Source organism: Geovibrio sp. ADMFC3 (genome assembly GCF_054687035.1).
Genome location: NZ_BAAFZG010000002.1, coordinates 82,907 through 94,967, shown reverse-complemented (window position 1 = coordinate 94,967; position 12,061 = coordinate 82,907). Strand labels below are relative to the sequence as shown.

14 protein-coding genes and 1 riboswitch are annotated in these 12,061 nt (G+C 47.1%); of the genes, 9 read left to right on the top strand and 5 right to left on the bottom strand.

Annotated features, from left to right (window positions below):
* Nucleotide 1: 1 nt before the first annotated feature.
* On the bottom strand, nucleotides 2–961 hold the full coding sequence (locus tag ACYRYY_RS00710; RefSeq protein ID WP_460213570.1) for a sirohydrochlorin cobaltochelatase: 960 nt from the start codon (nucleotides 959–961) through the stop codon (nucleotides 2–4).
* An 85-nt stretch (nucleotides 962–1,046) separates the two neighbouring features.
* A riboswitch (cobalamin riboswitch) is annotated at nucleotides 1,047–1,248 on the bottom strand.
* A gap of 55 nt (nucleotides 1,249–1,303) precedes the next feature.
* On the opposite strand from ACYRYY_RS00710, the gene cbiD reads away from it, so the two are divergent.
* The 6 genes from cbiD to cobK are packed head-to-tail and all read left to right on the top strand — an operon-like array spanning nucleotide 1,304 to nucleotide 5,850.
* Nucleotides 1,304–2,284, top strand: coding sequence for a cobalt-precorrin-5B (C(1))-methyltransferase CbiD (gene cbiD / locus ACYRYY_RS00705; RefSeq protein WP_460213569.1), 981 nt, complete (start codon nucleotides 1,304–1,306; stop codon nucleotides 2,282–2,284).
* A complete protein-coding gene (gene cbiE / locus ACYRYY_RS00700) occupies nucleotides 2,277–2,885 on the top strand; it encodes a precorrin-6y C5,15-methyltransferase (decarboxylating) subunit CbiE (RefSeq protein WP_460213568.1) in 609 nt (202 codons plus the stop codon). Before cbiD ends, cbiE begins: the two co-directional genes overlap by 8 nt.
* Nucleotides 2,886–3,638 (top strand): precorrin-4 C(11)-methyltransferase, encoded by a 753-nt coding sequence (gene cobM, locus ACYRYY_RS00695; RefSeq protein WP_460213567.1) that lies wholly within the window; start codon nucleotides 2,886–2,888, stop codon nucleotides 3,636–3,638.
* Nucleotides 3,604–4,410, top strand: a complete 807-nt coding sequence (locus ACYRYY_RS00690; RefSeq protein ID WP_460213566.1) for a cobalamin biosynthesis protein — start codon at nucleotides 3,604–3,606, stop codon at nucleotides 4,408–4,410. Before cobM ends, ACYRYY_RS00690 begins: the two co-directional genes overlap by 35 nt.
* Nucleotides 4,403–5,140 carry a precorrin-3B C(17)-methyltransferase gene (gene cobJ, locus ACYRYY_RS00685; RefSeq protein WP_460213565.1) on the top strand — a complete coding sequence of 246 codons (738 nt, stop codon included), beginning with the start codon at nucleotides 4,403–4,405 and terminating at the stop codon, nucleotides 5,138–5,140. Before ACYRYY_RS00690 ends, cobJ begins: the two co-directional genes overlap by 8 nt.
* A gap of 2 nt (nucleotides 5,141–5,142) precedes the next feature.
* Nucleotides 5,143–5,850: a precorrin-6A reductase gene (gene cobK / locus ACYRYY_RS00680; protein ID WP_460213564.1), complete on the top strand. Its 708-nt coding sequence runs from the start codon at nucleotides 5,143–5,145 to the stop codon at nucleotides 5,848–5,850.
* On the opposite strand, the gene ACYRYY_RS00675 is transcribed toward cobK, so the two are convergent.
* From ACYRYY_RS00675 to ACYRYY_RS00660, 4 genes are read right to left on the bottom strand one after another with little or no spacing between them, the layout of a single operon-like run.
* On the bottom strand, nucleotides 5,816–6,427 hold the full coding sequence (locus ACYRYY_RS00675) for a precorrin-8X methylmutase (protein ID WP_460213563.1): 612 nt from the start codon (nucleotides 6,425–6,427) through the stop codon (nucleotides 5,816–5,818). The two genes, cobK and ACYRYY_RS00675, sit on opposite strands and share 35 nt — an antisense overlap.
* Before the next feature lie 9 nt (nucleotides 6,428–6,436).
* Nucleotides 6,437–7,738: a cobyrinate a,c-diamide synthase gene (locus ACYRYY_RS00670; protein ID WP_460213562.1), complete on the bottom strand. Its 1,302-nt coding sequence runs from the start codon at nucleotides 7,736–7,738 to the stop codon at nucleotides 6,437–6,439.
* Nucleotides 7,739–8,194: a precorrin-2 dehydrogenase/sirohydrochlorin ferrochelatase family protein gene (locus ACYRYY_RS00665; RefSeq protein ID WP_460213561.1), complete on the bottom strand. Its 456-nt coding sequence runs from the start codon at nucleotides 8,192–8,194 to the stop codon at nucleotides 7,739–7,741.
* A complete protein-coding gene (locus tag ACYRYY_RS00660; RefSeq protein WP_460213560.1) occupies nucleotides 8,191–9,615 on the bottom strand; it encodes a cobyric acid synthase in 1,425 nt (474 codons plus the stop codon). Before ACYRYY_RS00660 ends, ACYRYY_RS00665 begins: the two co-directional genes overlap by 4 nt.
* Nucleotides 9,616–9,785: 170 nt before the next feature.
* Between ACYRYY_RS00660 and ACYRYY_RS00655 the strand changes: the two genes are divergently transcribed.
* The 3 genes from ACYRYY_RS00655 to ACYRYY_RS00645 are packed head-to-tail and all read left to right on the top strand — an operon-like array spanning nucleotide 9,786 to nucleotide 11,961.
* Nucleotides 9,786–10,076, top strand: coding sequence for a DUF3649 domain-containing protein (locus ACYRYY_RS00655; protein ID WP_460213559.1), 291 nt, complete (start codon nucleotides 9,786–9,788; stop codon nucleotides 10,074–10,076).
* Nucleotides 10,073–11,620 carry a PepSY-associated TM helix domain-containing protein gene (locus ACYRYY_RS00650; protein ID WP_460213558.1) on the top strand — a complete coding sequence of 516 codons (1,548 nt, stop codon included), beginning with the start codon at nucleotides 10,073–10,075 and terminating at the stop codon, nucleotides 11,618–11,620. Before ACYRYY_RS00655 ends, ACYRYY_RS00650 begins: the two co-directional genes overlap by 4 nt.
* Nucleotides 11,620–11,961 carry a DUF3325 domain-containing protein gene (locus tag ACYRYY_RS00645; protein ID WP_460213557.1) on the top strand — a complete coding sequence of 114 codons (342 nt, stop codon included), beginning with the start codon at nucleotides 11,620–11,622 and terminating at the stop codon, nucleotides 11,959–11,961. Before ACYRYY_RS00650 ends, ACYRYY_RS00645 begins: the two co-directional genes overlap by 1 nt.
* Nucleotides 11,962–12,061 lie beyond the last annotated feature (100 nt).

The following is a 12,061-nucleotide window of genomic DNA, read 5'->3' as shown; positions in this document are numbered from 1 at the left end:
ATTATTTAAGTTCGATTCCTGCCTCTTTGGCGGCTTCTTCCATATGACCTATGAAAATCTGCCTCACTGCGGGCTTGTGACCAAGTCCTTCAAGTACAGGAGTTACATTGAACCCTGCCTTTGTGAGCATAACCTTCCATGAGTCATCCTCGTCTCCTGCCATGTCATTTTCTGCGTGATCACCCGCAACATACATCAAGGGTTTGAGGACTATGTTTTTCACCTTTGCCGCAACAAGCTTATCCATCACGGAGTCAAAATCGGGCAGACCTTCAACCAGACCAATCACAACAGGCACACCGTACATACGGTTAAGAATCAGCTCAAGCTCATAATAAGCACCCTGAGACATATGTTCGTTTCCATGCCCCATGTAAACAAGTGCGGCTTTTGCGTCCTTTGCCTGCTGAATATCCGGTGCAAGCACCTTTGCCAGCGTCTCTAGATATTCTGCATGGGAGTATGCGCCTGTGAGAGGTTTGCCTATACCCACAGCAACAAAGGGCTGAAGCTTAGGTTTGAGGGTTTTTATTCCTGCAAGCCCTTCAACATAGGCAACCATATCAGCATATTCCTCACCGTCTGTAATAAGCGAAGGCTGAACAACGATGTTTCTGTAGCCAAGGTTCTGGAGATCTGCCATTACACCCAGAACGTTTTTTATTCCGTACAGCATTTCAGGAACCTGCGGATGCTCTCTGCGATAAGCCGAATCAGCCGCTCTCTCGTTCCATATCTTGCGTATTATATTTGAGGTAAAAGCCAGTCTAACAGGTGTTTCGGGATACTTTGCCTGTGTTTCCCTCACCAAAGCGAGGATAGGCTCAAGGGTTGTTTCATAGGTTGTGCCGAATGACGTGATCACGATTGCCGTTTTTTCTTCCATTGCTTTTTCTCCTCCTGCATGTACTGCGCCCGTAAAAGCCAGACAAACAAGGAACACTGCGAATATGCGTTTCACATACTCCTCCTTAAAAAAAATATGATTTTATACGGGTGCGACAGGAAATCCTGCTAGGGGGGCATATTTGGGTGCCTTCATCCTCGTAAAGTTCAAACAGAACAGGTATCCTGACTTCCGGCACGGCATAAAGCCGCCTACTCCCGCACCTTCCCATCCGTTTTATGGACAGTGGCTCACTGCGGTTTCGTTCCGGTTACAGTAGCGGGACTGTTTTGGATTTTAACCAAATTCCCTGTTTCTGTCTCCACCTCGTATATAAAGCCATTTTCTGATACATGAGCCCGTTAGTCAATTATAATTATTCTTGACACATATTTTATTTCGGAACACCATCTCAAAATGCGTAAAGGATTCACCACAGGCACAGCCGCTGCGGCAGCGGCAAAGGCTCATGCCGTTTACCGTATGAGCGGAATAAATACTGATTTCATTGATATTATCCTGCCGGACGGCAGCCGTATGGGCATACCAGTCACCTGCTCAGAAACGGGTGCATTTGTCATAAAAGATTCCGGTGACGATCCTGACGTTACCCACGGAGCGGAAATACATGCGTATGTGGAGCTTAATAACAGCGGCATCATAGAGATAAAAGGCGGAAAAGGCGTAGGAACTGTCACTAAGGCAGGTCTTCAGATACCAGTGGGTGAACCTGCCATAAACCCTGTTCCCCGCAAAATGATAAAAGAAAATGTGCGGGAAGTTATAGGCGCTTCAAAGGGAGCAGTGGTTACAATATCAGTACCCGAAGGGGAGAGGCTTGCGGCGCAGACCTTTAATGAACGCATCGGCATAATCGGCGGAATATCAATAATAGGCACAACCGGGATAGTTCATCCCATGAGCGTTGATGCTCTTATAGATTCATTTAAGTGCGAAATTGACGTAAAACTTGCGGAAAGCAGGCACATAATCCTTGTTGCGGGCAAAATAGGCGAAAAACACATGCAGACCATCCGCTCCGGCGAAGACGCCGTAATGGTCAGCAACTACTTCGGAGAAGCTTTTAATTACTTGCGGAAGAATGATATAACAGAAATCACCCTCGCCGGTCATCCGGGAAAACTGGCAAAACTTGCCATGGGGCATTACAATACCCATTCTGCCCATTCCCCTCAGGCGCAGGACTTTGTGAGCGGCGTCCTTGGTCTGCCCGCAGGGTTTAATACTGTGGAGGAAATATGCCTTACCCATCCGTCAGGGTTCAGCAGTATAGCAGAACTGATAAGCGCAAAGGTCAAGAATGATTACGGATTTACAAAAACTGATGTTTTCCTTTTCAACATGAAAGGCGATCTGATAGGACAATCTCATGGCTGACATATACATAATATCAACCGGAACCGGACATCCTGATAGGCTGACAGGCAGGGCGAAGAAAGCCCTCTCGCAGATAGATACGGCTGTGGGCGGGGAGAGATTCCGCCACTGGGTAAATGTTCCTTTTTACGAGCCGGAACCTCTGATAAGCGGCACTCTGGAATTTATCAGGAATAACCGTGGAAAAAAAATCGGCGTTCTTGTCACGGGGGATGCGGGATTTTTCAGCCTCGCTAAATCTGTCGTGAAGGAATTCGGCAGGGAAAACGTTAAGATAATAGAGGGAATAAGCGTTGTTCAGGCAGCATTTGCGGCGATAGCTGAACCATGGGAGGATGCTGTGTTCCTTTCCGCCCACGGACGGAGCGGATTTGACATAGAAAAAGCAGTTAATGCAGATAAGTTTCTTATTCTGTGTGATAAAATCAACAACCCACGAAGAATAATTGAAGAAAACAGCCGTCTCATAAAGAATTTTGAACTCTGGGTGGCGGCAAACCTCAGCATGGATAATGAAATAATTCACAGAGTAACACTGGATGAGCCAATACCCGAAGATGCTCTTTCCTGTGTGATTGGGATAAGAAAAACAGGTGAATAAATGGCAAAAGTCTACTTCATAGGCGCCGGGCCCGGTGATCCGGAACTTATTACACTTAAAGGAATAAATGCGGTTAAAAAATGCGAAACGGTTATATACGCCGGAAGCCTCGTTTCAAAAGATATTCTCGCCCACTGCACCAAAACTGCGGAGATACATAACTCTGCATCCATGAATCTGGATGAGATTATTAATGTGATGCAGAAATCAGTTGCGGAAGGTAAAAGCGTGGCAAGACTCCACACCGGAGATCCTTCGCTGTATGGTGCAGTGAATGAGCAGATGCTTGAGCTTGACTCACTTGGAATTGAATACGAAATAATCCCCGGCGTAACTGCTCTTTTTGCCTCTGCCGCTGCCATGCAGACAGAGCTGACACTGCCGGAAATTTCCCAGACAGTTATTATCAGCCGCATAGAGGGCAGAACTCCTGTTCCTTCGGATGAATCCATAGAAAAACTCTCCGCCCACGGCGGCACATTCGCCTTTTATCTCTCCGTGGACAGGTTCAGTGATATAGCCGACTCCTTCATAAAAAACGGATGGAATGCAGACACCCCTGCCGCTGTGGTTTACAGGGCAAGCTGGGCTGATGAGCATATTATCAGAGGAACACTCACTAACCTTGGCAACAAGATAAAAGAAAGCGGAATAAACAAACATGCTCTGGTACTTATAGGCAAATCTCTGGACGGTAAAGGAGCATACTCAAAGCTTTATGACAAGGACTTCTCTCATGGAACACGCCCGTAAATCTGCGGTGATAGCCGTAACCGAAAAAGGGGCAAGGCTTGCATCAGTTATCAGTGCGGAAACAGGCTTTGAACTGTTTCTGCCGGAGGAAATCGCATCAGTACACAGTGCAGTGCCTTACAGACTCCTGCGTGACTGCTTTAAAAAACTCATGGACGGTTCCTACGGAAGTATTGTCGCCGTTATGGCGCAGGGCATAGTAACCAGAATGGCGGCTCCGCACCTTAAATCAAAGCACGTTGACCCCGCAGTGGTGGCTTGTGATGAAGTCGGCAGGTTTGCCATCAGCGCAATAGCCGGACACGAAGGCGGCGCAAATACCCTCGCCCACCTTGTGTCATCCGTAACCGGTGCTGTTCCCGTTATAACCACCGCAACAGAGGCAAACAGAACACATATAATCGGCATCGGCTGCCGTAAAGATACGTCAAAGGAAGAGATAATACACGCTGTCCACGGCGCATGCGCCCTAGCAGGTATAGGGACAAAAGACCTGCGTCTGGCGGCTTCCGCATGGGTTAAGAAAAATGAATCAGGACTCCTTCAGGCTGTGCAGGAGCTGAATATTTACATGCGCTTTCTCCCGGAAAAAGCATATAAAAACAGCCTCTACGCTTTTAAGGAGCATGATGCACCCATGAAGCATTTCGGAATTCCCGGCGTTGCAGAACCGTCTGCGATACTTGCCGCTGTGAATCCCTCTGTTATTCTGCCCCGCACCGTTATGGGCTCGGTGACTGTGGCAATTGTTAAGGAAGGTTTGAATGACTAAAGGAAAACTATTTGTGGCGGGAACAGGACCCGGCAAAACGGACTACACCGCCCCCGCCGCACTTGAAGCAATAAAAAATGCTGACTATATAAGCGGGTACATTCCTTATGTTGAATCGGTCAGGGAATATATATCCCCTGATGCAGAGGTTTTCACCAACGGAATGACAGGCGAGACGGAACGGGTGGAAAAAGCCGTTGAGGCTGCGGAAGCAGGCAAAACCGTTGCCCTGATCTGCGGCGGGGACGCATCTCTTTATTCCCTTGCCTCCCTTGTTTATGAAAAAGCGGCAGATACTGATATAATAGAAGTAATACCGGGAATAACAGCAGCACTCGCCGCTTCGGCTAGGCTTGGTGCGCCTGTGGCGGATGATATAGCTATCATATCCATGTCTGATCTTCTGACCCCTTGGGAAGTTATCAAAAAACGGATAGAAGCTGTAAACACAGGGGACTTTGTATGCGCTGTCTACAACCCCAGAAGCAGAAAGCGCACGGAGCAGATCGAATATACTTTGCAAATATTCGCCTCACGGGGGGATCTCGCCTGCGGATATGTCCGGAACTCACACCGTGACGGTGAATCAGTATGGACAGGCAGACTTTCGGAGCTGGACACAAAAGAGCTGGACATGAGTACAGTTCTTATCGTTGGATGCGTAAAGACCTTCATAAAAAACGGAAAACTCATAACTCCAAGGGGTTATACTGATAAATACGGAGGATAAAAATGATACTGGTACTGGGCGGAACCTCCGCAACCCATAAGGCTGTCGAAGGGCTGAAGGATAAAGACACGGATTTTATAATAACCCTCGCCACGGACTACGGCGAGCGTGAATTCCGCCTCCGTTATCCTGATAATGTGATGAAGATACGCTTCACAGAAGAGACAATGGAAAACTTCATCCGCAACCGCCATGTCTCTGAAATCATAGATACCACACACCCGCACGCATCAGAGATAACAACAACAGCCAAGAATGTTGCCAGCAAATGCGGCATTCCCTATACAAACCTTGTAAGAAAACCGGATGAGATAAAAGAAACTGATCTGGTTCATGCCTTTTCAAGCTATGAAGAGGCAGCAGATTTTCTGCGTGAGGCTAAGTTCGGGCGTATATTTTTCACCACAGGCAGCAACAACATCCATCGGTTTTCCGAATTTTCCCATAACGGCTGGGTACGAATCCTTCCATACGAAAAATCCATTGAAAAATGTGTTCAGGCGGGCTTTGAGCGCTCAAGGATAATTGCCATGCAGGGTCCTTTCACCACAGAATTCAACGCATCGCTTTTCCGTGAGCTGGGGGCAGGATGCGTTGTGTCAAAAAACAGCGGTGAAGGCAGCGGGTTTAAGGAAAAGCTGAACGCATGCCTTATACTTAAGATACACTATGTGGTCATAAACCCGCCCGAAGGAGAAGAAGACCGTTAATAACAGTTGCGGCGCATGGGCTTCCGCCTTTGGGTCCTATGTTTGAAACATGGGGTATGGCGGTTTTCATCAGCAGATCCTTGGATTCTGCTGCCTTAACAAACCCCACAGGCAGACCTGCAACAAATGCAGGGTTCATCCTGCCCTGCTCCGTAAGCTCAATAAGCTTTAAAAGCGCTGTGGGGGCATTGCCAATGGCATAAACCGCTTCGGGATACTTCTCCGCCGCATAAACGACAGCGGTTTCAGCTCTTGTAAGGTTAAGTTCCTTAGCACGTTCAACAACTTCCGGTTCACTGATAAAGCACATAACCCTATTTCCGCTTTCGCCCAAATACCTTTTGGTGATCCCTGCCGTAACCATTGTTACGTCAGTTATTATCGGTGCTCCGTTTCTCAAAGCCTCAATACCCGCCTCAAGCTTTAATATGCGTGTAAGCTCGGCAAATTCGGGATCACCTGTGGTATGCACAAGCTTGCGGGCAATAACCTTCTCAGCATCACTAAAACGGGAGAGATCGGTTATTGAATCTATAATCTCAAAGCTTTCTTTCTCAATACTTAAACCTTTATCCATAAAAACTCCTTACCCAAGAATTAAGTCAAGAACAGAAGGCTTTGATGCGAAATGAAAATGCACATAACCTGCCAGTGTCCTGTTTTTAAGAAAAGCGTCCTGCGAACGAACCTTTGAAGTAACTTTTTCCAGTGTGAAGAAATACTTCTCACGGATGTTTTCAAGCATGGAATAGTGAAATTCATGCCCGATGAGTCCGTTCAGATACCTGTTGTCAGTTACTTTTACATAGCCCAGAGCCTGTCTTCTGTCTGTCATGCGGCATTCGGCGTCAAAAACACCTGCCATACGGTGAAACTCATCTTCAATATTTATGCCGTCCGTCAACAGCATCATACCGCCGCATTCGGCTATCATTCGCCCGCCGGATAACGCATGCTCACGGAGCCAGTCGAGCATTGCTGTCTGACTGTTAAGCTCCCTCACATGCAGTTCGGGGTATCCGCCGCCCAAATAGATAAGCTCTGCTTCCTCCACAGTTTCACCCTTAAGCGGTGAAAAAAAGCGTATTTCATAGCCCCGTCTGCGCAGTTCACGGAAGTTTGCCTCATAATAAAAGCTGAAAGCCTGATCAAACGCCACAGCACATACTTTATCCGCCTGCGGATACTCTGCATTCACTTTTGAAAGAGGCTTGGAAACTTTAAGCGAGGCAAGAGCTGTGATGTCGATATACGCTTCCGCCAGTTCTGCGCACTTTGCGTAATATGCCTCTTCAGTTTCAAGGGCTGTTGCTATGCCCAGATGCCTTGATTTGACAAGGGGCTCTTTCTGCTTCGGTACACTGCCGAAAACGGGCAGATCTGTATGATGCTTAACAGCATCGGTAATGAGTTTCTCATGGTTTAGTGACGCCGCATTGTTTATTATAACTCCGGCTATTTCCGTGTTTACGCTTAAGATCTGTAATCCTTTGAGAAAAGCGGCGGCTGTGTATGAGCTTGAGGCGGCGTTTAAAACAATAACCGCAGGCAGACCCAATGCAGAGGCAACATCATATGTGCTTCCTTTAAAATCAGCATGCTCCACACCGTCAAAGAAGCCCATTACCCCTTCGGCTACGGCAATATCACGACCTTTGCATCCGTCAGCAAAAACCTGCCTCACGGCGGCGTTATCCAGCATCACAGTATCAAGGTTCTCTGCCGGATGCCCTGCACTTCTGCTAAGGTGGCGGGTGTCGATGTAATCCGGTCCGCATTTAAACGGAGCTACCTTTCTGCCCTTATTGGCTAAGGCACGGATTATCCCTGTGGTCAGGGTTGTCTTGCCTGATCCGCTCCTTTCCGCTCCGATTACAAATCCGTTCATTTACTCTCCTGAAAGAAAAGACGCAATCCTGTCCCGCAGTTTTGCAGAAAACGAAGGTTCACGCCCTTGTGTGGATACAGACACAACTGTGCCTGTATCCTTCTCAATATAGACTGCGGGCATGTGAAAGTCACTGAGTTCAGGATCATCCGCCGCATTCACAGGTATATTCTTCATCTTTGCTTCTATGGCTAACCTGCGGTTCAGCTCATTGTTATCAGTACATACAAAGAGCAGATCCGCCCCCTGTATATCATCCGCCGATGCGGACTTTATGATCACGTCAATTTCCCCGTTCTTCTTTATTCCGTCTGTAACAGACTCCGCTATAACGGTAATTTTCGGCTCCATACGTGTCAGAGAGTTAATTTTCCTTTCGGCCACCCTGCCTCCGCCTATGAAGACAAGTCTTCGTCCTCTTATATTCATCATTAACGGGAAATAAGATAATTTCATAATACATCCTTCAGAATCAAATCTATATTGCAGTTTTCTTTTATGGTTTCAGCCAGTAAATCAAGCTGGCGTTCTTTTTCATTTATATAATCAACGGGTTCAAAGGCTGTGCCCATGAGGCTGTTAAGTGCTTTAATATTCCCTGAATGCTCAAAAAAGCCGTGGAGATATGTTCCGAATACCCTGCCCTTTGCAGTACACACACCTTTTTCAGCAAGGTTTTCCAAATCTCCGGTTTCTGTTTTGCCCATGTGCATTTCATAGCCCTTAAGGGTTATTCCGCTCCATGAGTTTTGTCCGCTATATTCTTTATGAATAAGCTCTTTCTGTTTTGTAATAACAGTCTTCAGCGCCAGCAGACCAAGCCCCGCCGTCTCGCCTTGTTCACCCTCTATTCCATCAGGATCGGATATTGTTTCACCAAGCATTTGAAACCCGCCGCAAATACCGATTACAGGCTTACTCTCCGCCGTTTTCACAATAGCCTCAGCAAAGCCCGTTTCACGGAGAAAATTCATATCATACACAGTATGCTTGCTTCCGGGAATTATCACAACATCACAATCATTCAGCTCAGAAGGCTTTGACGCATATATAAGCTGTACATTCCTCATTGCCTTCAGTGCCGCAAAATCGGAAAAATTGCTTATATAAGGCAGACGGATAACTCCGGCTTTAATTTCGGCTTTTTCGGTATCAGAACATATATCCTGCGAGTCCTCTTCCTCAAGAGTCAGCCTCATATACGGCATAACACCCGCAACAGGGATGGGGACAAGCTCTTCAAACATCTTTATCCCCGGTTCCAACAGGCTTTTATCCCCCCTGAACTTATTTATTATAAACCCTTTGACAAGCTTTGCAGAACCAGCAGGCAGAAGATCATATGTTCCCTTCATCCATGCGAAAACTCCGCCTCTGTCTATATCGCCTATTATGTGAACATCTGCTCCGGCATATTCCGCCATTCGCATATTTACTATATCTGTTTTATGGAGATTAATTTCCGCCGGACTGCCCGCACCCTCTATGACAATGACATCATATTCCGCTGACAGCGAATCAAAGGCAGAGCAGGAAACAGAGAAGTTTTCGGCTGAAAGCTCATAATACTCCCTTGCGGAAAACACACCTTCCACCTTGCCCATCCGCACAAGCTGTGACTTTGACATTCCCTGCGGCTTAAGGAGAACAGGATTCATCCGCACATCCGGCTGGATACCCGCCGCCTCTGCCTGAAGAATCTGCGCTCTGCCCATCTCAAGCCCTTCTGAGGTCACTCCGGCGTTAAGCGCCATGTTCTGAGACTTAAACGGAGCAGTGCGTACGCCCATTCCCTTGAGCAGTCGGCAGAACCCCGCAGTCAGAAGGCTTTTGCCAACTCCTGATCCTGTTCCCTGAAACATGATTGCTTTCGCCATTATCCTTCTCCGTTTTTATGAACTTAATAAATATGCACTCAAACAGCAAGCATGATATATATCTCACTAGTTTAGGCGAATAAAATTTTATTGATCTTATCTAATATATTGTTAATATACCCCGACAGGTTTTCATACCTTCTAAATATAATTTGAATTGAGGGAAACTGATGTTTAATTATTCCGCAAAAACGGTCTACAGGCTGGATGTGGCAACACGTACCCTGCTGGCTGTATTCGGAGGATACTGGGGCTGCGCCGCAGTGACTTTGCTTGTTACACGTATTTTACAATCCGACCCTAAAACGGCGGCTCTGACAGCCAATATGCTGTTTTTCATTCTGTACACCTGCGTTTTTATCTGGGTTTTCTCAGTTAGAAAGCCGCTTTATGCATGGCTCGGTGTGGGCATTCCTTCCGCATTGTGCGGGCTTGCGCTCCTTATGTGGGGTGGAGCATGAAGGAAAAATTCCGCCAGTCTATGAGCTGGCTGCACACATGGAGCGGGCTTGTACTCGGCTGGCTGATCTTCGTTATCTTTTTCACAGGCACTCTTTCCTATTTCCGTCAGGAAATAACACACTGGATGCAGCCTGAAACCCATGAATCAGTGGTAAGAGACGCAGCAGCACTGGACAGGGCTGTTGATTTTCTTGTGAAAAATGCGCCGGATGACGCTGCGGGGTGGCTGATTGCTCTTCCGGATGAACGTTCAAAAACTATTGAGGCTTCATGGCGCAAGGTAAAAATTGATCCAAAATACGGGATACGTCCTGAAATCACACAGAATTTTCTCAATGCGTCCACCGGAGAGGACACAAAAGCCCGTAAAACCCACGGCGGCGAATTTCTATACCGTTTTCATATTGAGCTGTACGGTATGGATAAAACTCTCGGACGCTGGATAATAGGTATCGCCACCATGGCGATGTTTATAGCCATTATCACCGGAATAATACTGCATAAGCGCATATTCAAAGACTTTTTTACCTTCAGAAGCAATAAAGGGGTTCGTTCATGGATGGATGCCCATATATTCACCGCTGTTCTTGCTCTGCCGTATCATGTGATGATCACATATTCGGGGCTTTTACTGCTTATGATGATACTTCTGCCGTGGAATACGGAAGAGTTCATGCGTGAATACAATGAAATGCGGGCAAAAATGCTGGAGCAGCCCGCAGAGGTTATTACCCCTGATTTTGAGCAGTATCCTCCTGTGTCGATAGTTCCTCTCATTGCTGATGCTGAAAAGAGGCTCGGTGAAAAGATAGGCAAGATATACATCAGCAATCCCGGTCAAAGAAACATGCTGGCGACTTTTGTTCCCGTAAGAAGCGATAAAATAACCTACACCGACAGAAGCCGCAACGCAGACGCCAATGTTAACTACAGTCTCCGCAACGGAAGATTCTACGGTGAGATGAGAACAGAGCCAATATCAAAAGCATATTCCATATTCAACGCACTCAGCACACTGCATGTGGCACGCTTTGCCGATACATTCATGCGCTGGCTGTTCTTTATCTCAGGCGTTATGGGAACTGTGATGACAGCCACCGGGCTGATAATATGGGTGCAGAAAAAAGCCAAATCTGCTCACAAATCATTCGGGCGCAAGCTTGTTGAGGTGCTGAACATAGGCGGAATAACGGGACTCGCCATAGCCACAGCCGCTTACTTCTGGGCAAACAGGTTTGTTCCGGCATATTCGGCGGACCGCATGAGCTGGGAGGTGGGTGTGTTCTTTGCTGTGTGGCTGCTCACTTTCATTCACCCCGTTATCAGAGACAGAAAACAAGCGTGGATTGATCAGCTCTGGGTGTGCGCAGGGATGTTCGCCCTTATACCTGTTGTAAACGCATTTACATCGCCAATGAACCTGTTTAAGGCATTCTCTGCGGGGAATATGGTAGTAGCAGGGTTTGACCTCACAGCCCTTGTAACAGGGGTTCTTCTTGCTGCAACCGCCGTTGTTGTTTCCAAAAAGAAGGAGGTGAAATAATGTTGTCCGGACTTGTTGCCCTTGCACTGACATTCACAGGCTTTACCCTCATCGCCCTCGGCATGGAAAAACACCACACACAGATAATGGATAAACCCCTTAACACAGCCCTGAAACCTGTTTATATGCTTTCCGGCTGGGTTATCCTGCTTATTGCCGCTGTGCCTTGTGTTATGCAGTATAAAATATCCATCGGGCTCACCGCATGGTTCGGCTGCATGAGCCTTTCCGGCAGTGTGCTTGTTTTGATGCTCACCTATACACCAAGAAAAGTTTTTGCAGGCGCAGCGGGGGCAGTACCATTTGCCGCCGCCGTGTTCCTGCTACAAATACTCCTGTAAGTTATTTATTGTTTTCTGCGCTGCCTGTTAAGGCGGCGCAGTTTTCTTTTCCTCACCCTGATAAATTCATGGACAACCCACAGATCTTTTTTATAGACTT

Excerpts from the sequence above, each read along its gene's own strand:
- ACYRYY_RS00670 (WP_460213562.1), bottom strand. The coding sequence starts at position 7,738 with ATGAACGGATTTGTAATCGGAGCGGAAAGGAGCGGATCAGGCAAGACA.
- cobJ (WP_460213565.1), top strand. The coding sequence starts at position 4,403 with ATGACTAAAGGAAAACTATTTGTGGCGGGAACAGGACCCGGCAAAACG.
- ACYRYY_RS00650 (WP_460213558.1), top strand. The coding sequence starts at position 10,073 with ATGAAGGAAAAATTCCGCCAGTCTATGAGCTGGCTGCACACATGGAGC.
- ACYRYY_RS00655 (WP_460213559.1), top strand. The coding sequence starts at position 9,786 with ATGTTTAATTATTCCGCAAAAACGGTCTACAGGCTGGATGTGGCAACA.
- cbiD (WP_460213569.1), top strand. The coding sequence starts at position 1,304 with ATGCGTAAAGGATTCACCACAGGCACAGCCGCTGCGGCAGCGGCAAAG.
- cbiE (WP_460213568.1), top strand. The coding sequence starts at position 2,277 with ATGGCTGACATATACATAATATCAACCGGAACCGGACATCCTGATAGG.
- ACYRYY_RS00675 (WP_460213563.1), bottom strand. The coding sequence starts at position 6,427 with ATGGATAAAGGTTTAAGTATTGAGAAAGAAAGCTTTGAGATTATAGAT.
- cobM (WP_460213567.1), top strand. The coding sequence starts at position 2,886 with ATGGCAAAAGTCTACTTCATAGGCGCCGGGCCCGGTGATCCGGAACTT.
- cobK (WP_460213564.1), top strand. The coding sequence starts at position 5,143 with ATGATACTGGTACTGGGCGGAACCTCCGCAACCCATAAGGCTGTCGAA.
- ACYRYY_RS00665 (WP_460213561.1), bottom strand. The coding sequence starts at position 8,194 with ATGAAATTATCTTATTTCCCGTTAATGATGAATATAAGAGGACGAAGA.
- ACYRYY_RS00690 (WP_460213566.1), top strand. The coding sequence starts at position 3,604 with ATGACAAGGACTTCTCTCATGGAACACGCCCGTAAATCTGCGGTGATA.
- ACYRYY_RS00660 (WP_460213560.1), bottom strand. The coding sequence starts at position 9,615 with ATGGCGAAAGCAATCATGTTTCAGGGAACAGGATCAGGAGTTGGCAAA.
- ACYRYY_RS00645 (WP_460213557.1), top strand. The coding sequence starts at position 11,620 with ATGTTGTCCGGACTTGTTGCCCTTGCACTGACATTCACAGGCTTTACC.